Consider the following 24,962-nt stretch of genomic DNA (forward strand, 5'->3'; position numbering starts at 1 on the left):
ATTCGCCCCATCTTTCGGGGGATTCAACTGATGCTCAATGGCCTGTGGCTTGGCTTCTTTGTCGTGGCAATGGTGTCAGCACTGGCGCAATGGCTGGTGGGCGGTAACGCCGGGATTTTCGCGGCGATGGTCGAAAGCATTTTCGCCATGGCCAAATTGTCGGTGGAAGTGATGGTGCTGTTGTTCGGCACCCTGACGTTATGGCTGGGCTTCTTGCGGATCGCCGAAAAAGCCGGGATTGTCGAATGGCTGGCCAAGGCCCTGGGCCCGCTGTTCCTGCGCCTGATGCCGGAAGTGCCGGCCGGTCACCCGGCCATTGGCCTGATCACCCTCAACTTTGCCGCCAACGGCTTGGGCCTGGATAACGCAGCAACACCTATCGGCCTGAAGGCCATGAAGGCGCTGCAAGAGCTCAATCCCATCCCTAACACGGCGACTAACGCGCAGATCCTGTTCCTGGTGCTCAATGCATCCTCCCTGACCCTGTTGCCGGTGACGATCTTCATGTATCGCGCCCAGCAAGGTGCGCCCGATCCGACCCTGGTATTCCTGCCGATCCTGCTGGCCACCAGCGCATCCACATTGGTGGGCCTGCTGTCGGTGGCGGTGATGCAGCGCCTGCGGCTGTGGGACCCGGTGGTGCTGGCCTACCTGGTTCCAGGCGCATTGGTACTGGGTGGGTTCATGGCCCTGCTGGCGACCCTCTCGGCCACCGCATTGGCGGGATTGTCGTCAATCCTCGGCAACCTCACGTTGTTCGGCCTGATCATGCTGTTCCTGCTGATCGGCGCGCTGCGCAAGGTGAAGGTCTACGAAGCATTTGTCGAAGGCGCCAAAGAAGGTTTCGACGTTGCCAAGAACCTGTTGCCGTACCTGGTGGCGATGCTCTGTGCGGTGGGCGTGTTGCGTGCCTCCGGCGCGCTGGACCTGGGCCTCGAAGGCATTCGCCATGTGGTGGCCTGGACGGGCATGGACACGCGCTTTGTCGACGCCTTGCCGACGGCGATGGTCAAGCCCTTCTCCGGCAGCGCGGCCCGGGCGATGTTGATCGAGACCATGCAGACCCAGGGGGTGGACAGCTTCCCGGCGTTGGTGGCGGCGACGATTCAGGGCAGTACGGAGACCACCTTTTATGTGTTGGCGGTGTACTTCGGTTCGGTCGGCATCCAGCGGGCGCGGCATGCCGTAGGGTGCGCGTTGCTGGCTGAGTTTGCTGGTGTGGTCGCAGCGATCGCGGTGTGCTACTGGTTCTTTGGCTGAAGCTTAAATAGCTATCGGGAGCAAGCCCCCTCCCATATTTGAATGTGTTCACAGATCCACATGTGGGAGGGGGCCCCCCGATGAGGCCCTCAGCGTTTCCCCGCACCATTGCCCTGCTGAACAACCCACTCCACCACCTGCCTGTTCAACTGATCTCCCGCCAACCCAAACCCGGCCACCACCGCCGGCACTTTGGTGTCAGTCACCGCCTGCTGCACTTCAAACCGCCGGCTGGCAATAATCCGCTGATCACTCCCACGCACCAGGCGTGCGTCGAGGCGGATCACCACCGCTACCGCACTGCCCCGGTACTCGCTCTGAAACGCCTGCAACTGCCCGCCCAATTCATAATCGGCCTGCAGGTTGGTGTCGTCGGTGCTCAACAGCGTCACGCGTCCATCGCGCTGGAACCCGTCCATCAGGCGATTGCGCAGCAGCACGGGCACTGGGTCGCTCCAGCGTGAGTTCGCATAGCTGCTGATCAAATCGCCATTGGGCACCACGGCGATGCGCGGGCTGTCGAGGAACTCACTGGTCTGCGGCTTTGCCAGGCGCAGCGACCAACTGACCGGCGCTCCCTGGTTGGCGGCCTGGGCCGAGGGCAGTCGGTAGACGTCCGACGGATCCGCCTTGGGCAGGATCGAGCAGGCGCTGATCAGCGCCAAGGCCACAGGGGCGATCATTTGGTAAGCACGCTTCATGGCGTGAACTCCTTGTTCTTGTCGCTGCCCAGCAGGTAGCCGCTGGGGTTGGCTTCCAGGCGGCGAGAGATGGCGCGCAGTGAACCGAGGGTTTCGCGCAGTTCGCGCACGGCCGGCGCCAGTTCGTTGAGACCCTGCATGCCGCTGTTCACCGAGTCCTTGTTGTTGGTGAGCAAGGTATTGATGGTGGCGGTGCTTTGCTCAAGGGATTTCATCGCCTGTTCGGCGCTGCCGAAGACCTGCTTGCCTTGATCACTGAGCAGGCCATTGGCGTTGCGCATCAGCGCCGTGGTCTGCTCCAGGGCGGCCCCGGCCTGCTTGCTTACCTGCATCAATTGCTGCATCACCACCTTGATATCCCCACGCTGGTCGGCAATCGCGCCGGTGGTCTGTTCCAGATGGTCCAGGGTGTTGCTGAGGCGCTCGACATTCTGCGCGGAGAACATGTCGTTGGCGTTGTGCAGCAGCAGGTTGATGCTGGTCATCAGGTCGTTGCTGTTATTGAGCAATCGCGCGATCGGCGATGGCGAGGCGATGATCTCCGGCAGGTTGCCGTCCTTGCCCTTGAGCTCCGGGCTTTGCGGCGTGCCGCCGCTGAGTTGGATGATCGAGGTGCCGGTGATGCCGGTCAGCGCGAGTTTGGCCTGGGTGTCTTCCTTGATCGGTGTCTGGCCGGCCAGGCGAATGCGCGCGAGTACGCGGCGCGGGTCCTTGGGGTCCAGGCGCAGGCTGATGACATCGCCCACCTTGATCCCGCTGTATTGCACCGAGCTGCCCTGGGACAGACCGCTGACCGCTTCGTTGAAGATCACTTCGTAATCCTGGAAGGCGCTGTCGACGCTGGATTTGGCCAGCCACAGGCCAAACAGCATCGCGCCGACCACCACGATCACGCTGAACAGACCGATCATCACATGATGGGCTCGGGTTTCCATGTCATACCTCGTTGAGCGGTTGAGCGGCATCCAATGCCGCGCGGCCTCGGGGGCCGTGGAAATATTCGTGAATCCAGGCGTCGTCCGTTTCCGAGACGATATCGATGGCATCGGCCACCAGCACCTTCTTCTGCGCCAGCACCGCCACACGGTCGGTGATGGTGTAGAGCGTGTCCAGGTCATGGGTGACCAGGAACACGCTCAGGTCCAGCGCATCACGCAGGGTCAGGATCAGTTGGTCGAATTGCGCCGCACCAATCGGGTCGAGGCCGGCGGTGGGTTCGTCGAGGAACAGGATGTCCGGGTCCAGCGCCAGGGCGCGTGCCAGGGCCGCGCGCTTGATCATGCCGCCGGACAGCGAGGCCGGGTATTTGTCGGCCGCCGACAGCGGCAGTCCGGCCAAGGCCAGCTTGACCGCCGCCAAGTGCTCGGCATCACGGCGGCTGAGCCCGGCATGTTCGATCAGCGGCAGCGCGACGTTCTCGGTCACTGTCAGCGAGGAGAACAGCGCGCCCTTCTGGAACAGTACGCCAAAGCGCCGTTCCACCAGCGAGCGTTCATGTTCCGGCAGGCTCGGCAGGTTCTTACCGAACACCCGCACTTCGCCTTCACTGGGCCGGCGCAGGCCGACGATGCTGCGCAGCAGCACCGACTTGCCGCTGCCGGAGCCGCCGACCACCGCAAGGATTTCGCCCTTGTACAGATCCAGGTCGAGATGCTCGTGTACGCGCTGGCTGCCAAAGCGATTGCACAGGCCACGCACTTCAATCACCGCCTCGGTGGGCGCACGGTGCAGACGACTCACCAGCCCATCTCCATGAAGAACAACGCGGCCACCGCATCCAGCACGATCACCACAAAGATCGATTGCACCACGCTGGAGGTGGTGTGGGCGCCGACCGATTCGGCGCTGCCGCTGACCTTGAAGCCTTCCAGGCAGCCGATGGCGGCGATCAGGAAGGCGAAGAACGGGGCTTTTACCATGCCCACCAGGAAGTGCTGCACGCCAATGTCCGATTGCAGCAGCGAGAGGAACATCGCCGGCGAGATGTCCAGGGCCACGGCGCAGACCACGCCGCCGCCGACGATCCCCGCCAGCATTGCCATGAACGTCAGCATCGGCAGTGCCACCAGCAACGCCAGCACGCGCGGCAATACCAGCAACTCCATCGGGTCCAGGCCCAGGGTGCGGATGGCGTCGATTTCTTCATTGGCCTTCATCGAGCCGATTTGCGCGGTAAAGGCGCTGGCGGTGCGACCGGCAATCAGGATGGCGGTGAGCAATACGCCGAATTCCCGTAGGAAAGAGAACGCCACCAAGTCCACGGTAAAGATCGTTGCGCCAAAGCTCTTGAGCACTGTAGCGCCGAGGAACGCCACGACGGCACCGACCAGAAAGGTCAGCAACGCGACGATGGGCGCGGCGTCGAGGCCGACCTGCTCAAGATGGGCGACCATTGGCGTCAGGCGCCAGCGCTTGGGCCGGAAAATGCCCCGGGCGAAGGTTTCGAGGATCAGGCCGATAAAGCCCAGCAGTTGCTTGCTGTCTTGCCAGACCTTGTCCACGGCCGCGCCGATACGCGCCAGCACCTGAATGCCAGTGGCTTCTTCCGGCGCTTTGTCCGGCACGCAAAAATCGTTGAGGGAGCGGTAGACGGTCTTGAGCAGCGCGCGGTCGGCGGCGGACAGGCTGCAGTCGGTCTGCTCGGCGGATTGTTCGATACGGGTGGGCCCCAGCAGCTCCACCAGCAGCGAGGCGCCGGCGGTATCCAGGGCGCCGAGACCATTGAGATCGATGCGCGCACCAGCATCGTATTGGCCGTCGAGCTTGTCCGACAGCTTCTTCAGGTTTGCGTAGTGGGCAAGCGTCCAGTCCCCTGTAATCCGCAGTAATGGGGGGGCGGTGGACGTATCGAGGTGGGCTGTGCCGGCCGTGGTGCTACTGGTCATAAGCTCCGAGCTTGTTTGCTATCCACAATTCCTACGTAATAGCACGATCCTGCCTACTTTGGGTTGTCCGTTTGTGCTGCGTCAGTCACTTTGAAGCGCAGCACACCGATGACCTGCCCGTCTTCGGTCAGCACCCTCACCTGCCAGCGGCCGACCGCATCGGGCGGGAAGTTCTGCTTGTGGGTCCAGGCGCGATAGCCTTCCTTGCGCCCGCCGTGGATATCCAACGCGATGCGGTCCACCTCTTTGCCGTTGAGTTTCCACACGTGGTAGATCCGCTCATCCAGCCCGCGCGGCGCGTTGATTGCGGTGTAGGCATAGAGCCCGCCGCTGCGCAGTTGGGCGGCGCTGACTTCCTTGAGGTCGTCACCCGGCGTGCGGTCTTGCAGTTGGGTGCTGATCGCCACTTCGGTCATCCACAAGGTGGCCGGCGGTACCCAACTGCGCAGGAACCAGCCCGCGCAACCAATGGCGGCCGTTACCCCTAGCAGCATCGCCCAGCCCTTGAGGCTGCGCAGCGGCAGGCTCACCGCCAGGCTTGGAATCGACAAGGCCATGGCGACGCCGAGGGCGAGTTTGTAACTTTCGGCGGTGGTCAGGTGCAGGATGATCGGCAGCGCAGTGAGCAGCGCGGCGAACAGGGTCAGGGTGTGCAACGCGAGGAACAACGAACGCTTGGGCGCCAGCCATTTGTAGTACAGCGGGTCGACGATCGACACCAGCGCGGCCGCGCCGAGCAGGCCGGTGAACACCGATTGGCCGCTGTTCCAGGCAGTGGTGACGAAAAAGAACGGCAGCACGAAGAACAGACTTTCCTGGTGGATCATCTGGGTCGCGTAGCGCAGCAGGGGTTCGGGTATTTCGCGCTTGAAGACTTTGGTGAACAGCTGGGTAAAGCTGTTTTCCAGCATCAGCCACAGCCAGCTCACCAGCATGATCACCGCGATCCAACTGGCCATGCCCTGCTGGCGATCTACCAGGATGAAGCTGCAGACACCCGAGATAAAACCGCCGAGTGCAATCACCCCTGGGTAGCGCTTCATCAGTTCGAGGACGCGGGTGATTAAGCGGGTCAGGTTTTGCATTCGGCGGTTCGCAGTCTTTGTAGGAAAAAATCCCAGACAGAATAACGTCTTAGGCCAGGGTTCGGTGCCTCATTACGCGATCCGTTTGCGATAACGGCGCAGGCCGATCAACGCAATGGCGATCAGCCCGAGGACGCCGGCGCCGATCCAGTTGAGCATGTCGTAGCTCAGGAGTGGTTTCTCGATGCGCCAGTAACCCGGTTGCTTGAGCAACTCGCGCATGGCCTGGCTGGTCTGCTCCAGGCTCACGGCCTTGATGCGTTTGACCGGATCGCTGAAGTGGCCGTTGTCATAATCGCCCGAGGCGCTCCAGTAATAGTCGGCCAGCGCGCTATTGCCCTGCACGGCCCAGGCCTGGCGGGCGATGGCGGCCTGTTTGAGGCGGGCAAATACCGTTGGGTCAAGGCCGTCCTTGAGCAGTTGCGCCTTGAGGTCTTGCAGCACCTGCTCGGCTTCGGGGAGGTTGTCCCGCTCGAGGTCGGCATTCAGGCTGAGGAAGCCAACGCCGCCGAGCACTTCGCGCTCGCTCCAGGGCCCGTAGGACAACCCATGCTTGAGGCGTAGTTGGCGGTACAGCGCCCAGTCCAGGTAATCCTTGAGCAGGTCGTAGGTTTCATCGTGCTGGTCGTCCAGCACCGGCTCGGGGAACAGCCAGTGCAGTTTGGCACTGTCGCCCACCCAGCCGTGGATCAGGTCGCGGTGGCTGGCGGCGGCGTGCTGGATCTGCGGCAGCGCCGGGTGCTCGCTGGGTTCGATCGGGTCGAGTTGGCCGTAGGTGCGTTCTAGGTAGGCCGGCAGCAGTTTGTCGAGGTCGCCGACGATGATCAGGGTCATGTTGTTGGGGGCGTACCAATTTTTGCGCAGCGTCTCCAGTTGGTCGCGGGTCAGGTGATCGACCTCGGCGCGCTCGGCGCATTTGAGCCCCAGCTCGATGGCCAGTTGATTGCTGGCGGTGTGGCCCAGGTCCTGGCGGTCGAGCAGGCGTTGCAGGTGGGAGTAATGACCGCCGTCTTCGCGCTCGACTACCTGTTTGGCCGCGTTGATATTGGCGTCGGTCAGCTGGGTGCGGGTGATGATCGCCAGCAGCAGGTCGAGCACCTTGCGCTGGTTTTGCGCGGGCGCCTCGATCACAAAGGTCGTATCGGCGTTGCTGGTGTAGGCGTTCCACTCGCCACCCAGGGCTTGCATGCGGTCTTCCAGCTCGCCTTCGCCGCCGCCGTCGATACCGCTGAACAGCAAGTGCTCGAGCAGGTGCGGCAGTTCCTTGTCCTCGCAGCCGAAGTCGTCCAGGCCGACGCCGACCACCAGGCGAATCGCCACATGGCCGCGCTCGGTGCCCGGTTTAAGCAGCAATTGCAGGCCGTTGGGCAAGGTGTAGCCCTCAACCTTCAAGCGGTCAAAGGCAAAGACGTGGGCAGAACCCATGAGCAGGCAAGCGAACAACAGGCGACGCATAACAAGCTTCCTGGCGAGTGAGGTCAGCTTTAACTGACTTCACGGGCCATCGTACGTTCAGGGCGAATGTGTGATGTCGGCAATATCTTCGGCGGAGAGTGCGCCGGTGTCGGACGTTTCCAAGACTACATAAGCACTGCTGCAAAACAACGAGTTCAAGCGTTTCATGTCGGCAATCAGCTCCAGGTGCAGGGAACTGGTCTCCAGGCTCTGCACGATCTTGCGCTGCAGGCGGCTGACGTGGGCGTGGGCCAGGCGGCGTTCCTGGGCGCGGAAGCGGCGCTTTTCGCGCAGCAGTTGGCGGGCGCTTTCCGGGTCGGCACTGAGGAACACCGACAAGCCCAGGCGCAGGTTGGCGATCAATTGGCTGTGCAGGCCGGTGAGTTCTTCCAGGCCCACTTCGGAAAACTGGCGGCGTTGGGAGGTTTTCTGCTGCTGGACTTTACGCAGCATGCGTTCGATCAGGTCGCCGGCCAGTTTCAGGTTGATCGACAGCTCGATGATTTCGGCCCAGCGCCGACTGTCTTGCTCGCTGAGGTCTTCGCGGGGCATTTGCGCCAGGTAGAGTTTGATCGCGCTGTAGAGTGCCTCGACATCATCGCTGAGGCTGCGTATTTCCTGGGTAATGGCTGTCTGTTTGCCGCGCAGCACTTCCTGCATGGCGGTAAGCATGTTGTCGATCAGATCACCCAGGCGCAGGGTTTCGCGCGCGGCGTTGGCCAGGGCCAGGCTCGGTGTGGTCAGGGCCGTGGGGTCCAGGTGGCGCGGTTGGGCCTTGCCGTTGACCTCGTCCCGCTCCGGCAGCAACCAGGCGCACAGCCTGGCCATGGGGCCGATGGTGGGCAGCAGGATCAGGCAACGGCTGACGTTGTAGAGCAGGTGGAAGGTGATGACCATGCCTTGGGCACTGTAGTCCAGCCCGTCCATCCACAGCACCAACGGGTCGAGTACCGGAATAATCAGCAGCAGGCCGATCAGTTTGTACAGCAGGCTGCCCAAGGCGACCTGGCGACCGGCGGCGTTCTGCATGCTGGTGCTGAGAAAGGCCAGCACGCCGCTGCCGATGTTGGCGCCGATTACCAGGCCGATGGCCACGTGCAAGCCGATCACCCCGGCGCCGGCCAGGGTGGCGGTCAGCAGGACAGCGGCGAGGCTGGAGTAGGAAATCATCGCGAACAGGGCGCCGACCAGGGCATCGAGCAAAATATCGCCGGTCAGCGAGGCGAACAGTACTTTCACGCCCTGGGCGTGGGTAATCGGCCCGGCGGCTTCGACGATTAACTGCAGCGCGAGGATGATCAGCCCGAGGCCGATCCCGACCCGGCCCAACTGCCCTGCCCGCGTCTGTTTGCGCGACAGGAAGAAAATCACCCCGAGAAAGATCAGCAGCGGCGACAGCCAGGACAGGTCGAAGGTCAGCACCCGCGCCATCAGCGCGGTACCGACGTCGGCGCCGAGCATGGTCGCCAGGGCGGGCACCAGCCCCATCAGGCCCTGGCCGACAAAGGAGGTCACCAGCATTGCCGTGGCGTTGCTGCTCTGCACCATGGCAGTCACCAGGATGCCGGCGACAAATGCCAGCCAGCGCTTGGACATGTTCTGCCCGATGACTTGACGCAGGTTTGAACCGTAGACCCGCAGGATGCCGGTACGGACGATGTGCGTGCCCCAGATAAGCAGGGTCACGGCGGAAAGCAGATTGAGCAAGGTCAGCATGCTCGGCCCCCCGTGTGGGTGCGCTCCAAGAGGAGCGAAGGAAAGTTGCCGCGTGCCGTTCTACGTCTTGTAGTTAAGCTGTAGTTGGCGAATGGGCTCGGCGCCAGCATCGCATAGCTAAAGTGGGGATTGAAACAAAACTGTCATGAAATCAGCTTTTTATGCATGAAAAAAAGGGGCTTATAAAAGCCCCTTTTTTGTCTGGCTCGGGTTTATTGACCCGGAATGTCCTTGCGCAGTTTCACAGGGTCCTGCTGTTTCTTCTTTTTCGCGATGGCGGTGCGCATCTTGATGTTCACCGCTTCCACCGCCAGCGAGAACGCCATGGCGAAGTAGACGTAGCCTTTTGGCACGTGCACGTCGAAGGATTCGGCGATCAGCACGGTACCGACCACCAGCAGGAACGACAGTGCCAGCATTTTCAGCGACGGGTGCTTGTCGATGAAGTCGCTGATGGTGCCGGCGGCCAGCATCATCACCAATACGGCAACAATGATCGCGGCAACCATGACCGGCACATGGGAGACCATGCCCACGGCGGTGATCACCGAGTCCAGGGAGAACACGATGTCGATGATCGCGATCTGGATGATGGTGTAGATGAACTTGCCACCGGCGCCCTTGGGTTCGTCGTGGGTTTCGTCTTCACCTTCCAGGGCGTGGTACATCTCCTGGGAGCTTTTCCACAGCAGGAACAGGCCACCGAAGAACAGGATCAGGTCGCGGCCTGAAATGCCTTGGCCGAAGACCACGAACAGGTCGTCGGTCAGGCGCATGACCCAGGTGATCGACAGCAGCAACAGGATTCGCGTGACCATGGCCAATGCCAGGCCGAAGATCCGGGTGCGTGCCTGCATATGCTTGGGCATGCGGCTGACCAGGATCGAAATCATGATGATGTTATCGATGCCCAGGACGATCTCGAGGGCCGTCAGGGTGAAGAAGGCAATCCAGATTTCCGGATTGGTCAGCCATTCCATGTGTATTCCTTTGAGCAAGTGTTAAACCGCGCAAGCTGCAGCGCCGCGCGGTGAGTGAGTCGGTACGATTATAGAGTGCTGAACAGCGGAAAAATCCCCATCAGCAATGCGGCGAACATTATGCACAGGCATACCAGTACTGCCCACTTCAGGGTGAAGCGCTGGTGATCGCCAAATTCGATACCGGCCAGGGCCACCAACAGGTAGGTCGACGGTACCAGCGGGCTGAGCAAGTGCACGGGCTGGCCAACGATCGAGGCGCGGGCCATTTCCACCGCGGTGATGCCGTAGTGGCTGGCGGCTTCGGCGAGTACCGGCAGTACGCCGTAGTAGAACGCATCGTTGGACATGAAGAAGGTGAACGGCATGCTCACCAGCGCGGTGATCACCGCCAGGTAAGGGCCCATGGCTTCCGGAATGACGGCCAGCAGGCTCTTGGACATGGCATCGACCATGCCGGTGCCCGACAGGATGCCGGTGAAGATCCCTGCGGCGAAGATCAACCCGACCACCGCCAATACGCTGCCTGCGTGGGCGGCGACGCGGTCTTTCTGCTGTTGCAGGCACGGGTAGTTGACGATCATCGCGATACTGAATGCCACCATGAACAGCACCGGCAGCGGCAACAGGCCGGCGATCAGGGTGCACATCAGGGCCAGGGTCAGGGCACCGTTGAACCAGATCAGCTTCGGACGGCGGGCGTCCGGGTATTGCGACACGCTGATCTCGCTGTGGTCGATCTCGTCGCCTTGCAGGTGCAGCTCACCCAGGCGCGCCCGTTCGCGCTTGCCGTACATGTAGGCAATCACCAGGATCGCCACCACACCGGCGGCCATCGCCGGGATCATCGGGACGAAAATATCCGAGGGGTCCACGTGCAGCGCACTGGCGGCGCGGGCGGTCGGGCCGCCCCAGGGGGTCATGTTCATCACGCCACCGGCGAGGATGATCAGGCCGGCCATGATCCGCGGGCTCATGCCGATGCGCTGGTACAGCGGCAGCATGGCGGCCACGCAGATCATGTAAGTGGTGGCGCCGTCACCGTCGAGGGACACCACCAGGGCCAACACGGCGGTGCCGACCGACACCTTCAGCGGGTCGCCCTTGACCATCTTGAGGATCTTGCGCACGGCCGGGTCGAACAGGCCGGAGTCGATCATCAGGGCAAAGTAGAGGATGGCGAACATCAGCATCACGCCGGTCGGCGCGAGCTTGGTGATGCCTTCGAGCATCATCGGGCCGATCTTCGGTGCGAAACCGCCGAACAGCGCGAACAGGATAGGCACGATGATCAGGGCGATCAGCGCGGACAGGCGCTTGGTCATGATCAGGAACATGAACGTGATGACCATGGCAAAGCCAAGGAAAGTCAGCATAGGAATACTCCAGGCGTAGCGCGGCTAGGGAATGGCGAACCGGGGTGGGGTCAGCGCAGAACGAAGGGCACGAGGCGTACGGGTGGAGTTGGAGCGAACAGGCGGGTACGGACGGACATCGGGGATCACCATTGTTGTTGTGTACAGCCGGTCTGTTGCCGGCAGTTGGGGGCGATCCTAGACGCGTTAGCTTTCAGCCAGCTTTCGTTGGCAAAACAGTTGGTGGTGGGAAGATGTACGGTCTTCAGGTGTACACATTGCAAATGTGGGAGGGGGCTCGCTCCCACATTGGAATGTGTTTATCCCGTGTACTTCAGGGCAGCTCGAGGCCGCCCGCTGCTTTGTGCAGTTTGCGCAGGTGTTCACCCACCTGCTTGAGGTTGGCTTCACACGCGGCAATTTCGGCCGCGCGGGACGGCTCCAGCAGCGCCCTCACCTCTTTATCCAGCTCGCCGGTGAGCGATTGCAGCTGCTTCTGGCGCTCGGCGCTTTCCGATTCCAGGCGCTTGGCTTCCGATGGTTGCGGCAGGCCATAGCCACCGCTGCCCAGCAGTTCTGCCGGACGGCTGAGGAAGCCACTGTTGGCGAGGATCTGCTGCAGTGTGGCGTTGGCTTTCTCCATGCCGCCGTTTTTCAGCTCGCGTGCACCGAGGTAGCGTTGCTTGACTTCGTCCTGGGCCAGCATCAGCTGTTTGCGAAAGCTCGCCTGTTCCAGCAGCAGCAGTGCGGCGCTGGTGCGCAGGTCGGCCTGGCCAAACCACTGGCGGCGCTCTTCGGCGCTGAGGGACAGCCAGTCTTCAACCTGGGTCTGTTTGATCGGCAGGTGTTTGCGCAGCACGTCGAACATGGCCTGGTAGCGTTCGCGGAAGGAGTCGAAGTGATACCCCAGGCGCATGGCCTCGCGTTTGTCGTTGAGTACGCTGGTATCCGCCAGGCCGCGGGCTTGCAGCACTTCCAGCAGGCCATTCGGTGTGATGTTGTCCAGGCCGGTCAGCTGCGGGTTGGCGCTGCCGCTGCGTAGCAGTTTCAGGCTTTCGACCGCGCAGTTGTTGGACAGGAAGTAATAGTTGCCGTCATAGCTCCAATGCATTTCAGCGGCGTGCTCGACGGTGTCGTTGATCTCCTGGCGCGACAGTTTCAGCGGCACGGACGCCAGGCCGCGCAGTTCGGTCTTGGTGTATTCGTCGATCACCTGGGCCAGCGGCAACACGAACAGCCGTGACGGGTACTTGCCCACCAGGCCGTCCCAGCTGGACAGCTGTACATCGCCGACGAAGGCGCGGTAGGACAGCACCAGGTGCTGGTCCAGGTCGAGTCGGCAGTCCGGCCCACGGGGGCGGCCCGGCGCGCAGATCACCAGGCGCAACATACTGTGGCCCCAGCGGCTGACCAGGTTCTGGTTGGCTTCGGCCAGCAGGTAGTCGATTTCGTAGACCCGCTCCGGGTCGACGTGGCCCAGGGGGGTCTTGGCGAAATCGTTGCCGGCGTTGAGGAACGCGTAGGTCTTGGCGCAGGTGTCTTGTTCCGGTGGGGCCCAGCCGAAGTGTTCCTTGTAATAGCGGAACAGCGCGGGGCGCCGGCAGGCATAGCTTGGGTCGAGGAGGAAGTACTCCATATTGACCGCTACGAATTCCAGCGGGCTGGTGGTTTCGTAGATATCCGGGCTGCGCGCGACCTGACGGTTGTGTTGTTCGCGCTCACCGCGACGGCCGACATATTGCGGCCAGCCCGCCAGGTCCAGCAGGCGCGGGTCATCGCTGAGGGTGAAGCGCCGGTCATTCTGGCCACGACATTGGTCGGGCAGGCCGATCAGGCCGGTGATGTTGTTCTGGCGGCTGCAACGCTGGATCAGCGCGCGTTCGTCCTTGGGCCACAGGCGCGCACGGTCATAGATGTGGGTCAGTTCGTGCAGGACGGTGGCGAGCATTTCCCGGCGCACGGTGCCGTGGGGGCGATTGGTTTTCTGCGTGGCGGCGCTGCCGTCGGTCAGGCTGTCGAGCAGGTTGCGGTTGAGGTCCAGCTCGGACACCAACGAAGCCTGGCCATAGGCATTTTCGGGCATCTTGTCGGTCCAGCCGACATCGATGCGCCGGTCCAACTGCTCGACGAAGCGCGGTGGCAGCGAGCGCATCGCCTCATCGAGCAATGCCTGGCTGGCCTGCTGTTCGGCCGGGCTCAAGCCATCTGTCTTGAGCCGCAGTTGCAGGCTGGCCTGGGCTGCGCTGGCACACAGCAGCACAGTCCCGGCCAGGAGCCAGGCGACAAGGCGCCTCACAGAGCGAGGATAGCTTCGGCGAGGGTCTGGTCGCTGGCATCGCGCGCTTCCGGCAGGCGGGTGCGCAGGGTGTCGAAGGCGGCTTCCAACTGTGCGCCGCGGATCTCGCCGTTGGTGGCGACGAAACTGGCCGCGTCATCGTGGGCTTCGCGCACGACTTTGGAGTCGCGGATGGAGGTGGTGGTGTCCGAAGTGAAATCAATGGTGCGGCCAGAGGCGCGAACAATGATGTTACTGGTGGCCACCAGGGTATGTGCCTGGGCAACGTCGGCCAACAACAGCAGGCCAAGGGTGGCGGCGATCAGCGGGCTACGCATGGAATGACTCCGAAATACAAAGATGATTATTGGACGAGAATTGCCTGCGCCAGTTCAAGGTCGCTGGCGTTAAGTTTTGGTTGGGTACGGCGCAGGTAATCCAGCGCGGATTCCAGCCGTGCGCCCCGCCATTGGCCGTCAGTGGCGATAAACGCAGCGGCATCATCCTGGGCCGCCACGACTACTTTCCGGTCGAAAGGCGCGGAGGTCACCTTGCTGGTGGCGTACGCGCTCGCGACGGTACCTTGGATGGTCAGGTCAAAGGCCGAAGCCAATGGCGACCAGCTGGCACACAAACACACAGGGACTATTAGCAGGCGGTATGAAAAAGCCATGGGACTCGACAACTGAAAGCGAGCGCCAAGGCTAGCGTAATGCCCGGGCGAGAGCCAGTGCGGCGGCATCGGGGAGCGACGGGCGCTCCCTTTGTGTCAACTCACTCAAATAGCCAGGATGGCTTGGGCCAGCTGTGCGTCAGTCGCGGTGTTCAGTTGCGGCGCCTGTTGGCGGATCTGGGCCAGGGCGCTTTCCAGCTTCACACCACGAATGGCGCCTTCGCTTGCGACGAAGCTGGCTGCGTCGTCACGGGCGGCGCGCACGACCTTGTTATCCCGCAGTGACGAAGTGGCATCGGAGGTGGCGTCGGAAGTAGCCTTCAGTGCGCCGACGATGGAGTCGGTGGTCACGATGAAGCTGGATGCGCTGGCGTTGGTGGCCAGGGCCAGCAGGGCAGCAGCACTCAGCAGGCGAATACGGGACATGGGGTGACTCCTGTAGGTGAACGAATAAGGTGGCGCAGGGCAGCCATTCGGGATCAGACGCCTGTTCTAAACGGTTCGCCACGTTGTGCATGGATATTAAGCCGCTGTTTATCCGTTCGGAAAGCTTCTTGACTGCCTAGTCTCGCCAGAACGGCTTGGACAGCTCGGCCATTCGGTCTCCCGGGCTGATGCCGACATCGGAGAGTTCTCGAAGATCGAGTTGCGCCAGTTGGCGGCGTTCGTAGGCGTGGCGGAGCCATTTGGCCAGCGTGGAAGCTGTCCTGTGTAACAGCCGTTTATAGAGAGAGGGTTGGGTGTCCATGGTGAGCGCCTTTCGTGAGGTCCTGGAACACCATGGTGGGCGAGTGGCTCTGACCGTTACAGATACACCAATGTTTAATTGTACTGCTTAACTGTTATATTTTTTGAACTGTACTGGTTTGGATGAATGGCTTCTGTTTGGACGGAAAGAAGGCTCTCCCGGAAAACAACAAAGCCCGCCTCTGGTTTCCCGGGGCGGGCTTTGTTTTGACAAATCAGTGCTGGCTGTGGACCCGGTGGGTCAGGGCCAGCGGGCGTCAATTAACGCCAGAACGGCTTGCTCAGCTCTTCGTAGCGTTGTGCTTCGCTGATACCGGCATCAGCCAGCAGACGCGAATCCAGACGAGCCAGTTGATGGCGGCTGGAGATGCGGCGCTGCCACAACATCAGGTTGGCGAGAACGCGCAAAGGCAGGGAAGCCTGGGTGTTTACAGCTTTTTCTTCGAAGAACAGTTCGGAACTGAGTGTACGTTCCATGATGACATCCTTCCGCTTGTGGCGGGATTAGGTAGTGGTTTAACTGATGCCAATGATCCTCCTCCGGCGCAAGACTCTCTAGATACAGTTCACCTGTATTGTGAGGGGCCAGTTAACTGTTTATAGGCGCTGTACTGTACGGAAATGGGGCAACTGTACTTGTCCGCACTGAAATAGTGCGAAATAAGCATTTTGTGACGTGAGCGTGGGAATTTTCGGTAGGAAATGACCGGTACAGCAGTACAGTTTTTTCAAGAGTCGAGGGTTGTGGCATCGAGCTGACGAAACTGTGTTTGCGTCAGCTCGAATCTGTATCAATCAAGCCTTGAGCATATGCCCGGTTTCTTCCAGGTTAATGTGCCAACTCAGTGCTTCGCGCAGGATGTGTGGCGTGTGTCCGCCGATGGCGCAGGCTGTGTTGAAGTAACTGTTCAGCGCATCGCGGTATGCCGGATGCACACAGTTGTCGATGATCACCCGGGCTCGCTCCCGTGGCGCCAGGCCCCGCAGGTCGGCGAGGCCTACTTCGGTGACCAGGATGTCGACGTCGTGCTCGGTGTGGTCCACATGGCTGACCATCGGCACCACGCTGGAAATCGCGCCGCCCTTGGCAATCGACTTGGTGACGAAGATCGCCAGATGCGCGTTGCGCGCGAAGTCGCCGGAACCGCCGATGCCGTTCATCATCCGCGTGCCGCAGATGTGGGTAGAGTTGACGTTGCCGTAGATGTCGAACTCCAGCGCCGTGTTGATGCCGATAATGCCCAGGCGCCGCACTACTTCAGGGTGATTGGAAATTTCCTGCGGGCGCAGCACCAGCTTGTCTTTGTAGTGCTCCAGGTTGCCGAACACGTCGGCATTGCGCCGCTCCGACAGGGTGATCGAGCTGCCCGAGGCAAAGCTCAGTTTGCCGGCGTCGATCAGGTCGAACGTCGAGTCCTGCAACACTTCCGAATACATGGTCAGGTCTTCGAACGGCGAATCGATCAGGCCGCACATCACTGCGTTGGCAATGTTGCCGATCCCGGCCTGCAGCGGGCCAAGCTTGTTGGTCATGCGCCCGGCGTCCACTTCCTGCTTGAGGAAGTTGATCAGGTGGTTGGCGATGCCCTGGGTATCGCTGTCGGGTGGTGTCACGGTGGAGGCTGAGTCGGCCTGATTGGTGATCACGATGGCGACGATCTTCTCCGGCGGGATCGGGATCGCGGTGCTGCCGATGCGGTCGTCGACCTTTACCAGGGGGATCGGCGTACGGGTTGGTCGGTAGGTCGGGATATAGATGTCGTGCAGCCCTTCCAGATTCGGGTTGTGTGCCAGGTTGATCTCGACGATCACTTGCTTGGCGAAAATCGCGAAGCTGGCGGAGTTACCCACGGACGTGGTGGGCACGATATGGCCTTGTTCGGTGATCGCAACGGCCTCGATGACGGCAATGTCCGGCAGCTTGAGCTGGTTGTTGCGCAGTTGCTCGACGGTTTCCGACAGGTGCTGATCGATAAACATCACTTCGCCGGCGTTGATCGCCTTGCGCAACGTGCTATCGACCTGGAACGGCATGCGTCGGGACAGCACGCCGGCTTCGGTCAATTGCTTGTCCAGGTCGTTACCCAGGCTGGCGCCGGTCATCAGGGTGATTTTCAGCGGGGACGTCTTGGCGCGTTCGGCCAGGGCGTGGGGGACGGCCTTGGCTTCACCGGCACGGGTGAAGCCGCTCATGCCGACGGTCATGCCGTCCTCGATCAGTGCGGCGGCGTCTGCCGCGCTCATGACCTTGTTCAACAACGAAGGCAAGCGGATACGATCACGGTACATGAATTGTTATCTCAGGCTACGGAAGCAAGGTGGGCAGTGTAGTGATTTCAAAAAATTTCGGCCCGCTACCATGGTCGAATGCGGGGCAGCGATTTAGAGCCTTTGGTCGGGTTTCATGGGGTAATAAAAAACCCCAGCCTACTGGAGGCCGGGGTTTGGGGTATTGCTCTGGCGCAGTGTTACTCGACGGCCTTGACCATATCTTCGATGACCTTCTTGGCATCACCGAAGACCATCATGGTCTTGTCCAGGTAGAACAGTTCGTTATCCAGCCCGGCATAACCACTGGCCATCGAGCGCTTGTTGACGATGATGGTCTTGGCCTTGAACGCTTCCAGGATCGGCATGCCGGCAATCGGCGAGTTGGGGTCGTTCTTGGCGGCCGGGTTGACCACGTCGTTCGCGCCCAGCACCAGCACCACGTCAGCCTGGCCGAATTCGGAGTTGATATCCTCCATCTCGAACACCTGGTCGTAAGGCACTTCCGCCTCGGCCAGCAGGACGTTCATATGCCCAGGCATACGGCCGGCCACCGGGTGGATCGCGTATTTCACGGTCACGCCACGGTGGGTCAGCTTCTCGGTCAATTCCTTCAGGGCATGCTGTGCCCGTGCCACTGCCAGGCCATAGCCTGGAACGATGATCACGGTGTCGGCGTTGGTCAGCAGGAAGGTGGCGTCGTCGGCCGAGCCGGATTTTACCGGGCGTGCTTCTTTAGAGCTCGCTGCAGCGCCGGCATCCGGCGCATTGCCGAAACCGCCGAGCAGTACATTAAAGAAGGAGCGGTTCATCGCCTTGCACATGATGTACGACAGGATCGCACCGCTTGAACCCACCAGCGAACCGGCAATGATCAGCATCGAGTTGTTCAACGAGAAGCCGATACCCGCCGCTGCCCAGCCGGAGTAGCTGTTGAGCATCGACACAACAACCGGCATATCGGCGCCGCCAATCGGGATGATGATCAGCACGCCGAGCACGAACGCCAATGCCAGCATCAGCGCAAAGGCGGTGAGGTTGCCGGTGAACATGAACGCCAGGCCCAGGCCCAGGGTTGCGAGGCCGAGTACCAGGTTGATCTTGTGCTGGCCGCCAAACTGTACCGGTGCGCCTTGGAACAGGCGGAACTTGTACTTGCCCGAGAGCTTGCCGAACGCGATCACCGAACCGGAGAAGGTAATTGCGCCGATGGCCGCGCCGAGGAACAGCTCCAGGCGGTTGCCCGCCGGGATTGCATCGCCCAGGTGTTTGACGATGCCCAGGGACTGTGGCTCGACCACGGCGGCAATCGCGATAAACACCGCGGCCAGGCCGATCATGCTGTGCATGAAGGCGACCAGTTCGGGCATCTTGGTCATTTCTACGCGCTTTGCCATGATCGAGCCGGCGGTGCCGCCGACCAGCAGGCCGACGATCACGTAGCCGATACCGGCGGTGGCCAGCTCAGCGCCGAGCTTATAGATGAGGCCCACGGTCGTGAGTACCGCCAGCGCCATGCCGAGCATGCCGAACAGGTTGCCGCGTCGTGACGTAGTGGGATGCGACAGGCCTTTGAGGGCCTGGATAAAGCAGATCGACGCGATCAGGTACAGCGTCGTCACCAGATTCATGCTCATTACTTCGGCGCCTCTTCTTTTACTTTCGGGGCTTTCTTCTTGAACATCTCCAGCATCCTGCGAGTTACCAGGAAACCGCCGAACACGTTCACGGCTGCGAGGGCCACAGCCAGGGTGCCCATGGTCTTGCCCAGTGGCGTAACGGTCAGCGCTGCAGCGAGCATGGCGCCGACAATCACAATCGCTGAAATGGCGTTGGTCACTGCCATCAACGGTGTGTGCAGTGCGGGCGTTACGTTCCAGACCACGTGGTAACCGACATAAATCGCCAGCACAAAGATGATCAGGTTGTAGATACCGGGGGAGATAAGCTCTTCCATCGTCTGAATCCCTGCTTAGGCGTTTTTGCGGATGACTTGGCCGTCGCGGCACATGAGGCACGCGGCGACGATGTCGTCTTCGAGGTTGATTTCAAACTGCCCTTCCTTGCTGAAGACCAGCTTCAGGAAGTCCAGCAGGTTGCGCGCATACAAGGCCGACGCATCGGCGGCGACGGCGCCGGCGAGGTTGGTCGGGCCGCAGATGATTACGCCGTTCTCCACCACCACCTGGTCGGCGACGGTCAGCGGGCAGTTACCGCCCTGGGCGGCAGCGAGGTCAATGACCACCGAGCCGGGCTTCATCTGCGCGACGGTGTCGGCGCTGAGCAGCGTCGGCGCCTTGCGGCCGGGGATCAGGGCGGTGGTGATGACAATGTCGGCCTGCTTGGCGCGTTCGTGCACGGCCAGCGCCTGGCGTTGCATCCAGCTGCTGGGCATCGGGCGCGCGTAGCCGCCGACGCCAACGGCGCATTCACGTTCTTCGTCGGTTTCGTAGGGCACGTCGACGAACTTGGCGCCAAGGGATTCGATCTGCTCTTTTACCGCAGGGCGCACGTCGGATGCTTCGATCACCGCGCCCAGGCGTTTCGCCGTGGCGATGGCTTGAAGGCCTGCAACACCGGCGCCGAGGATCAGCACGCGCGCGGCTTTGACCGTACCGGCGGCGGTCATCAGCATCGGCATGAAGCGCGGGTAATGATGGGCGGCCAGCAACACGGCTTTATAGCCGGCGATGTTGGCCTGGGAAGACAGCACGTCGAGGCTCTGGGCCCGCGAGGTACGTGGCGCAGCTTCCAGCGCAAAGGCAGTGATGCCCTGCTCGGCCAGCTTGGCAATGGTTTCGTTGCTGAACGGATTGAGCATGCCCACCAACACAGTGCCGCTTTTGATCAGCGCCAGTTCGCTGTCGCTGGGGGCGACCACCTTGAGAATCAGCTCGGCGCCAAACGCATCGCCGGCACTGCCAATGGTCGCGCCTGCCGCTTCATAGGCACTGTCGACGATGCTGGCCTTGAGGCCTGCGCCGCTTTGAACAGTGACCTTATGGCCCTGGCCGATCAGCTTCTTGATGGTTTCCGGGGTGGCAGCCACCCGCGTTTCACCGGTCTGGGTTTCGAGAGGAACACCAATGTGCACGTCAAATCTCCTGCATGATCTTTTTGCTTTTGATCTTTTTGTAAAAAGGCCAGTGCACCGCGAGTGGCGCAGCTGGGGCGGCCGATCAGCACGATCCCGCTGAAATGACAGCGGGGCGCGGCATTTTGCAGGCGAACTTTACGGCCTTCAAGGGATTATGACGGGTGACGAAAAATTAACTACAAGTCACCCTGTGACTGATTGTCGCAACACGTTGAAATAACCTCTTTAAATACAGGTGTTTAAAGGGCTGCAGCTGATTCGTGTATTTTTTTCCATCGTTGATGTGAATAGTCGGGCATTGGCTGATAGGAGTCGCTACAAGCCACGAAAATCATGGCTTTAGGCCTTGTTTCAGACTGACAGGTACAGTCTGCTTAAATGCGACATATACGTATATCTGTAGGCTTTAGATTTAGCTGACTACAAAGTCAGCATGTGAGGCTTGTCCTTTAAATGCTGGGGCTGTACTGCTGCGATTGGTCGATCAACCAGTCTCTGAACGCGTGCAGTGAAGCGGATTCGACTTTTCTGTCAGGAATCATCAGGTAATAAGCCTTCGAACTGGTCAGCGCCTGCGGGCTTGCGATCACCAGTCGATGCTCGTCCAGTTCTCGCTGGATAAGGAATGGAGGGATCAGTGCAATACCCATGTCGTGCATGGCGGCTTGAGACAGCATCGAGAATAGCTCGTAACGTGGGCCTGTCATGTCGCGGGGCACGTTCAGTTGCTGGGCGTTGAACCATTGGCGCCAGGCGTAAGGGCGGGTGGTCTGCTGCAGCAATGGCAGTTCTGCAATCTCCTGGGGGGTGAATCGCTCAAGTTCGCCCAATAGTCGCGGGCTGCACACGGGGACAGGATTTTCTCCCATGAGCCTGTGGGATTCGGTGCCGGACCAATCGGCGTCGCCGAAGTAGATTGCTGCGTCGAACTCTGTGTCGGCAAACAGAAAAGGACGCGTGCGGTTAGTCAGGTTTACCGTCACCTCTGGATGCTGTCGTTGAAAGTCCTTGAGGCGAGGGATCAACCATTGCGTACCAAACGTGGGTACTACGGCCAGTTCAATGGTGTTTGCGCCTTGCTGCCCCATGACGGACAGGGTATCGCGCTCCACGGCGTCCAGCTGGGTGGCCACGCGACGGCTGTATGAAAGTCCCGCCTCCGTCAGCTTTACCCCGCGCCGTGAGCGCCGAAACAGCTCGACACTTAAAAACTCCTCCAGGCTGGCGATCTGTCGGCAAATGGCGCCTTGGGTGATGGAAAGCTCATGCGCCGCCTTGGTAAAGCTCTCGTGGCGGGCTGCCGCTTCAAAACTGACAAGGGCGGTGGTGCTGGGAATTTTCCTGCGCATATACCTTGTCCTCACACAAAAAGTGCAGCTGAGTCGCTTATAGGCGTTACGGAGTGAGAAATTAGCACAAGCCTATGCAAAAACCTCGTTTGCTCTCCCTGCCTGCCCGGCCTAGGCTCCATGCACGACTTCTGATTTTCTTTGCGAGGACTCATTCATGGCTGGCAAGGCAAGCTTCAACTGGATCGATCCACTGCTGCTGGATCAACAGCTCACCGAAGAGGAGCGCATGGTGCGCGACAGTGCTGAGCAATTCGCCCAGGACAAGCTGGCGCCGCGTGTGCTTGAAGCTTTTCGCCATGAAAAGACCGACCCGGCGATTTTCCGTGAAATGGGTGAGACCGGTTTGCTGGGGGCAATGATTCCTGAGCAGTACGGGGGCAGTGGTTTGAACTACGTCAGCTACGGCCTGATTGCGCGTGAGGTTGAGCGCGTCGACTCCGGTTATCGCTCGATGATGAGTGTGCAGTCGTCACTGGTGATGGTGCCTATCAATGAGTTCGGCACCGAAGCGCAAAAGCAGAAGTACTTGCCGAAATTGGCCTCGGGCGAATGGATTGGCTGCTTTGGTTTGACCGAGCCTGACCACGGTTCCGATCCCGGCGCGATGGTTACTCGTGCACGCAAAGTGGATGGCGGCTACAGCCTGACGGGCGCAAAAATGTGGATCACCAATAGCCCGATTGCGGACGTGTTTGTGGTGTGGGCCAAGGACGATGCTGGGGATATTCGTGGGTTTGTCCTGGAGAAAGGCTGGAAAGGCCTGAGTGCGCCGGCGATTCACGGCAAGGTCGGCCTGCGCGCCTCCATCACCGGTGAGATCGTGATGGATAACGTGTTTGTGCCGGAAGAGAACATTTTCCCGGATGTGCGCGGCTTGAAGGGCCCTTTCACCTGCCTTAACTCGGCGCGTTATGGCATCTCCTGGGGGGCTTTGGGTGCTGCCGAGTTCTGTTGGCACACCGCACGCCAGTACACCCTGGATCGCCATCAGTTCGGCCGTCCATTGGCAGCAACTCAATTGATCCAGAAGAAGCTGGCCGATATGCAGACCGAAATCACCCTGGCGCTGCAAGGCTGCCTGCGCCTGGGGCGTATGAAGGAAGAGGGAACGGCTGCGGTTGAAATCACATCGATCATGAAGCGCAACTCATGCGGCAAGTCCTTGGACATCGCACGTATGGCGCGGGACATGTTGGGGGGCAACGGCATCTCCGATGAGTTCGGGGTGGCGCGTCATCTGGTGAACCTGGAGGTGGTTAACACCTATGAGGGCACCCATGACGTGCATGCCCTGATTCTGGGGCGCGCGCAAACCGGTCTTCAGGCGTTCTATTAATAGGGGAACGGCATGGGCGCGCTTTCGCATCTGCGGGTATTGGATTTATCGCGAGTGTTGGCAGGCCCCTGGTCCGGGCAGATCCTTGCGGACCTTGGGGCTGAGGTGATCAAGGTCGAGCGACCTGGTAGCGGTGACGATACGCGCGCCTGGGGGCCGCCCTTCCTTAAGGATGTTGATGGCGAGAACACGAGTGAGGCGGCGTACTACTTGTCGGCTAATCGCAACAAAGAGTCGGTGACGATCGACTTCACGCGGCCGGAGGGACAACGGCTGGTGCGAGATCTGGCGGCCAAGTCCGACATCTTGATCGAGAACTTCAAGGTGGGTGGCCTGGCGGCGTATGGGCTGGACTACGAGTCGCTCAAGAAGGTGAATCCCGAGTTGATCTACTGCTCGATCACTGGCTTCGGTCAGACGGGGCCGTATGCCGCTCGCGCGGGGTATGACTTCATGATCCAGGGGTTGGGTGGGCTGATGAGTCTTACTGGTCGGCCGGAAGGCGATGAGGGGGCCGGGCCGGTGAAGGTGGGGGTGGCGTTGACTGACATTCTCACTGGGCTCTACTCGACGGTGGCGATCCTTGCTGCGCTGGCGCATCGGGATCATGACGGGGGTGGGCAGCATATCGATATGGCGTTGCTTGATGTGCAGGTGGCTTGTCTGGCTAACCAGGCGATGAACTACCTGGCCACGGGAGCGGCGCCAAAACGACTGGGTAATGCTCATCCGAATATCGTGCCTTATCAGGATTTTCCTACGGCCGATGGCGATTTCATACTGACCGTGGGTAATGACGGGCAATTTCGTAAGTTCGCCGAAGTGGCTGGGCAGCCGCAGTGGGCGGATGATCCGCGGTTCTCTACTAATAAGGTGCGGGTAGCCAACCGCGCTGAGCTGATTCCATTGATTCGCCAGGTTACGGTCTTCAAGACTACGGCTGAGTGGGTGTCACAACTGGAGCGGGTTGGTGTGCCTTGTGGGCCGATCAATGACCTGGCCCAGGTGTTTGCCGATCCTCAGGTAAAGGCACGAGGGCTGGCGATACAGCTGCCGCATGCGTTGGCGGGGATGGTGCCGCTGGTGGCCAGTCCGATTCGGTTATCCAAGACGCCTGTGGAGTACCGTACTGCGCCTCCTTTGTTGGGGCAGCATACGGCTCAGGTGCTGCAGGATGTATTGGGGCTGGGCTCGGCGAATGTGAAGGCTTTAAAAGAAGCGGGAGTTATCTAGGAGCGCTCTTCTATATAGAGGGCGTTTTTGGTGGTTTTTTAATCAACTTCGGTAGATTGATAGGAAAACCAAATTAAGTGTTGACGGCAGATTCTAGAAGTCTATAATTCGCCCCACTTCCGGCGCAGTCGAAACGTAAAACTCCTTGGTAAACAAAGAGTTATGCAGAATAAGGCGGCGGATTGCTTCAGTTCATCGAAGCCCGGAAGTAGTTGGTAGAGTCGTGTTGTTTGACGCTATTAACGATTCGATCTTCTCGGTCGAAAGCAGAGAAAAAGAGGTGTTGACAGCAGCGTGTAACGCTGTAGAATTCGCCTCCCGCTGACGAGAGATCGCAAGCGCAAGTGGTTGAAGTTGTTGAAGAAATCTTCGAAAGCTTCTGAAAATAATCACTTGACAGCAAATGAGGCTGCTGTAGAATGCGCGCCTCGGTTGAGACGAAAGCTCTTAACCAACCGCTCTTTAACAACTGAATCAAGCAATTCGTGTGGGTGCTTGTGGAGTCAGACTGATAGTCAACAAGATTATCAGCATCACAAGTTAC

General features: G+C 60.5%; 24 protein-coding genes. 3 read left to right on the forward strand and 21 right to left on the reverse strand.

The window, feature by feature from the left end:
• Positions 1-30 precede the first annotated feature (30 nt).
• Positions 31-1,260 carry a nucleoside recognition domain-containing protein gene (locus tag BLQ09_RS07515; protein ID WP_027608018.1) on the forward strand — a complete coding sequence of 410 codons (1,230 nt, stop codon included), beginning with the start codon at positions 31-33 and terminating at the stop codon, positions 1,258-1,260.
• Positions 1,261-1,349: 89 nt separating this feature from the next.
• Here the strand turns inward: BLQ09_RS07515 and BLQ09_RS07520 are convergent, their stop codons facing one another.
• From BLQ09_RS07520 to BLQ09_RS07615, 20 genes are all read right to left on the reverse strand, one after another.
• A complete protein-coding gene (locus BLQ09_RS07520) occupies positions 1,350-1,961 on the reverse strand; it encodes an ABC-type transport auxiliary lipoprotein family protein (protein WP_092356052.1) in 612 nt (203 codons plus the stop codon).
• Entirely contained in the window at positions 1,958-2,896 is a 939-nt protein-coding gene (locus tag BLQ09_RS07525; RefSeq protein ID WP_027608016.1) for an MlaD family protein, read from the reverse strand. Before BLQ09_RS07525 ends, BLQ09_RS07520 begins: the two co-directional genes overlap by 4 nt.
• A 1-nt stretch (position 2,897) precedes the next feature.
• A complete protein-coding gene (locus BLQ09_RS07530; protein WP_027608015.1) occupies positions 2,898-3,701 on the reverse strand; it encodes an ABC transporter ATP-binding protein in 804 nt (267 codons plus the stop codon).
• Positions 3,698-4,846, reverse strand: coding sequence for an ABC transporter permease (locus BLQ09_RS07535; RefSeq protein ID WP_027608014.1), 1,149 nt, complete (start codon positions 4,844-4,846; stop codon positions 3,698-3,700). The genes BLQ09_RS07530 and BLQ09_RS07535 overlap by 4 nt, the downstream gene beginning before the upstream one ends.
• 53 nt (positions 4,847-4,899) lie before the next feature.
• The gene (locus BLQ09_RS07540; protein ID WP_027608013.1) at positions 4,900-5,931 is read right to left on the reverse strand and encodes a DUF5924 family protein; all 1,032 of its coding nucleotides are present in this window, start codon (positions 5,929-5,931) and stop codon (positions 4,900-4,902) included.
• 72 nt (positions 5,932-6,003) lie between these two features.
• Complete coding sequence (locus tag BLQ09_RS07545) at positions 6,004-7,386, reverse strand: M16 family metallopeptidase (RefSeq protein ID WP_092356055.1); 1,383 nt, start codon at positions 7,384-7,386, stop codon at positions 6,004-6,006.
• 57 nt (positions 7,387-7,443) lie between these two features.
• Positions 7,444-9,102 carry a Na/Pi cotransporter family protein gene (locus tag BLQ09_RS07550; protein ID WP_092356058.1) on the reverse strand — a complete coding sequence of 553 codons (1,659 nt, stop codon included), beginning with the start codon at positions 9,100-9,102 and terminating at the stop codon, positions 7,444-7,446.
• A 212-nt stretch (positions 9,103-9,314) separates the two neighbouring features.
• Positions 9,315-10,082 (reverse strand): TerC family protein, encoded by a 768-nt coding sequence (locus BLQ09_RS07555; protein WP_027608010.1) that lies wholly within the window; start codon positions 10,080-10,082, stop codon positions 9,315-9,317.
• Positions 10,083-10,150: 68 nt separating this feature from the next.
• Positions 10,151-11,458 (reverse strand): CitMHS family transporter, encoded by a 1,308-nt coding sequence (locus tag BLQ09_RS07560; protein WP_003170826.1) that lies wholly within the window; start codon positions 11,456-11,458, stop codon positions 10,151-10,153.
• Between the two features lie 313 nt (positions 11,459-11,771).
• Positions 11,772-13,733, reverse strand: coding sequence for a DUF7844 domain-containing protein (locus tag BLQ09_RS07565; protein WP_092356061.1), 1,962 nt, complete (start codon positions 13,731-13,733; stop codon positions 11,772-11,774).
• On the reverse strand, positions 13,730-14,050 hold the full coding sequence (locus BLQ09_RS07570; RefSeq protein WP_027608008.1) for a DUF2388 domain-containing protein: 321 nt from the start codon (positions 14,048-14,050) through the stop codon (positions 13,730-13,732). Before BLQ09_RS07570 ends, BLQ09_RS07565 begins: the two co-directional genes overlap by 4 nt.
• 26 nt (positions 14,051-14,076) lie before the next feature.
• Entirely contained in the window at positions 14,077-14,385 is a 309-nt protein-coding gene (locus BLQ09_RS07575) for a DUF2388 domain-containing protein (protein ID WP_027608007.1), read from the reverse strand.
• A 105-nt stretch (positions 14,386-14,490) separates the two neighbouring features.
• Positions 14,491-14,811 (reverse strand): DUF2388 domain-containing protein, encoded by a 321-nt coding sequence (locus BLQ09_RS07580; RefSeq protein WP_027608006.1) that lies wholly within the window; start codon positions 14,809-14,811, stop codon positions 14,491-14,493.
• A 136-nt stretch (positions 14,812-14,947) separates the two neighbouring features.
• The gene (locus BLQ09_RS07585) at positions 14,948-15,133 is read right to left on the reverse strand and encodes a DUF1127 domain-containing protein (RefSeq protein ID WP_027608005.1); all 186 of its coding nucleotides are present in this window, start codon (positions 15,131-15,133) and stop codon (positions 14,948-14,950) included.
• Between the two features lie 260 nt (positions 15,134-15,393).
• Positions 15,394-15,609 (reverse strand): DUF1127 domain-containing protein, encoded by a 216-nt coding sequence (locus tag BLQ09_RS07590; protein ID WP_003187413.1) that lies wholly within the window; start codon positions 15,607-15,609, stop codon positions 15,394-15,396.
• Between the two features lie 318 nt (positions 15,610-15,927).
• Complete coding sequence (locus BLQ09_RS07595) at positions 15,928-17,421, reverse strand: acetyl-CoA hydrolase/transferase family protein (RefSeq protein WP_027608004.1); 1,494 nt, start codon at positions 17,419-17,421, stop codon at positions 15,928-15,930.
• 179 nt (positions 17,422-17,600) lie between these two features.
• On the reverse strand, positions 17,601-19,037 hold the full coding sequence (locus BLQ09_RS07600) for an NAD(P)(+) transhydrogenase (Re/Si-specific) subunit beta (RefSeq protein WP_092356065.1): 1,437 nt from the start codon (positions 19,035-19,037) through the stop codon (positions 17,601-17,603).
• A complete protein-coding gene (locus BLQ09_RS07605) occupies positions 19,037-19,357 on the reverse strand; it encodes an NAD(P) transhydrogenase subunit alpha part 2 (RefSeq protein WP_003187417.1) in 321 nt (106 codons plus the stop codon). Before BLQ09_RS07605 ends, BLQ09_RS07600 begins: the two co-directional genes overlap by 1 nt.
• Before the next feature lie 15 nt (positions 19,358-19,372).
• Complete coding sequence (locus tag BLQ09_RS07610) at positions 19,373-20,494, reverse strand: Re/Si-specific NAD(P)(+) transhydrogenase subunit alpha (protein WP_092356068.1); 1,122 nt, start codon at positions 20,492-20,494, stop codon at positions 19,373-19,375.
• 452 nt (positions 20,495-20,946) lie between these two features.
• Positions 20,947-21,846: a LysR family transcriptional regulator gene (locus tag BLQ09_RS07615; protein WP_175472299.1), complete on the reverse strand. Its 900-nt coding sequence runs from the start codon at positions 21,844-21,846 to the stop codon at positions 20,947-20,949.
• 157 nt (positions 21,847-22,003) lie between these two features.
• Here BLQ09_RS07615 and BLQ09_RS07620 point away from each other — a divergent pair, with 157 nt between their 5' ends.
• The gene (locus tag BLQ09_RS07620; RefSeq protein WP_027608000.1) at positions 22,004-23,185 is read left to right on the forward strand and encodes an acyl-CoA dehydrogenase; all 1,182 of its coding nucleotides are present in this window, start codon (positions 22,004-22,006) and stop codon (positions 23,183-23,185) included.
• A 12-nt stretch (positions 23,186-23,197) separates the two neighbouring features.
• Positions 23,198-24,418, forward strand: coding sequence for a CaiB/BaiF CoA transferase family protein (locus tag BLQ09_RS07625; protein WP_027607999.1), 1,221 nt, complete (start codon positions 23,198-23,200; stop codon positions 24,416-24,418).
• Positions 24,419-24,605: 187 nt separating this feature from the next.
• On the opposite strand, the gene BLQ09_RS31400 is transcribed toward BLQ09_RS07625, so the two are convergent.
• The coding region (locus tag BLQ09_RS31400) for a hypothetical protein (protein ID WP_092356100.1) at positions 24,606-24,962 on the reverse strand (357 nt) is incomplete at its 5' end.

The sequence above is a fragment of the Pseudomonas sp. NFACC25 genome (assembly GCF_900100935.1).
Classification (GTDB): Bacteria; Pseudomonadota; Gammaproteobacteria; order Pseudomonadales; family Pseudomonadaceae; genus Aquipseudomonas; species Aquipseudomonas marginalis.

Coding starts and splice junctions, on each gene's coding strand:
- BLQ09_RS07515 (WP_027608018.1), top strand. CDS start 31: ATGCTCAATGGCCTGTGGCTTGGCTTCTTTGTCGTGGCAATGGTGTCA.
- BLQ09_RS07520 (WP_092356052.1), bottom strand. CDS start 1,961: ATGAAGCGTGCTTACCAAATGATCGCCCCTGTGGCCTTGGCGCTGATC.
- BLQ09_RS07525 (WP_027608016.1), bottom strand. CDS start 2,896: ATGGAAACCCGAGCCCATCATGTGATGATCGGTCTGTTCAGCGTGATC.
- BLQ09_RS07535 (WP_027608014.1), bottom strand. CDS start 4,846: ATGACCAGTAGCACCACGGCCGGCACAGCCCACCTCGATACGTCCACC.
- BLQ09_RS07540 (WP_027608013.1), bottom strand. CDS start 5,931: ATGCAAAACCTGACCCGCTTAATCACCCGCGTCCTCGAACTGATGAAG.
- BLQ09_RS07545 (WP_092356055.1), bottom strand. CDS start 7,386: ATGCGTCGCCTGTTGTTCGCTTGCCTGCTCATGGGTTCTGCCCACGTC.
- BLQ09_RS07550 (WP_092356058.1), bottom strand. CDS start 9,102: ATGCTGACCTTGCTCAATCTGCTTTCCGCCGTGACCCTGCTTATCTGG.
- BLQ09_RS07555 (WP_027608010.1), bottom strand. CDS start 10,082: ATGGAATGGCTGACCAATCCGGAAATCTGGATTGCCTTCTTCACCCTG.
- BLQ09_RS07560 (WP_003170826.1), bottom strand. CDS start 11,458: ATGCTGACTTTCCTTGGCTTTGCCATGGTCATCACGTTCATGTTCCTG.
- BLQ09_RS07570 (WP_027608008.1), bottom strand. CDS start 14,050: ATGCGTAGCCCGCTGATCGCCGCCACCCTTGGCCTGCTGTTGTTGGCC.
- BLQ09_RS07575 (WP_027608007.1), bottom strand. CDS start 14,385: ATGGCTTTTTCATACCGCCTGCTAATAGTCCCTGTGTGTTTGTGTGCC.
- BLQ09_RS07580 (WP_027608006.1), bottom strand. CDS start 14,811: ATGTCCCGTATTCGCCTGCTGAGTGCTGCTGCCCTGCTGGCCCTGGCC.
- BLQ09_RS07585 (WP_027608005.1), bottom strand. CDS start 15,133: ATGGACACCCAACCCTCTCTCTATAAACGGCTGTTACACAGGACAGCT.
- BLQ09_RS07590 (WP_003187413.1), bottom strand. CDS start 15,609: ATGGAACGTACACTCAGTTCCGAACTGTTCTTCGAAGAAAAAGCTGTA.
- BLQ09_RS07595 (WP_027608004.1), bottom strand. CDS start 17,421: ATGTACCGTGATCGTATCCGCTTGCCTTCGTTGTTGAACAAGGTCATG.
- BLQ09_RS07600 (WP_092356065.1), bottom strand. CDS start 19,037: ATGAGCATGAATCTGGTGACGACGCTGTACCTGATCGCGTCGATCTGC.
- BLQ09_RS07605 (WP_003187417.1), bottom strand. CDS start 19,357: ATGGAAGAGCTTATCTCCCCCGGTATCTACAACCTGATCATCTTTGTG.
- BLQ09_RS07615 (WP_175472299.1), bottom strand. CDS start 21,846: ATGCGCAGGAAAATTCCCAGCACCACCGCCCTTGTCAGTTTTGAAGCG.
- BLQ09_RS07620 (WP_027608000.1), top strand. CDS start 22,004: ATGGCTGGCAAGGCAAGCTTCAACTGGATCGATCCACTGCTGCTGGAT.
- BLQ09_RS07625 (WP_027607999.1), top strand. CDS start 23,198: ATGGGCGCGCTTTCGCATCTGCGGGTATTGGATTTATCGCGAGTGTTG.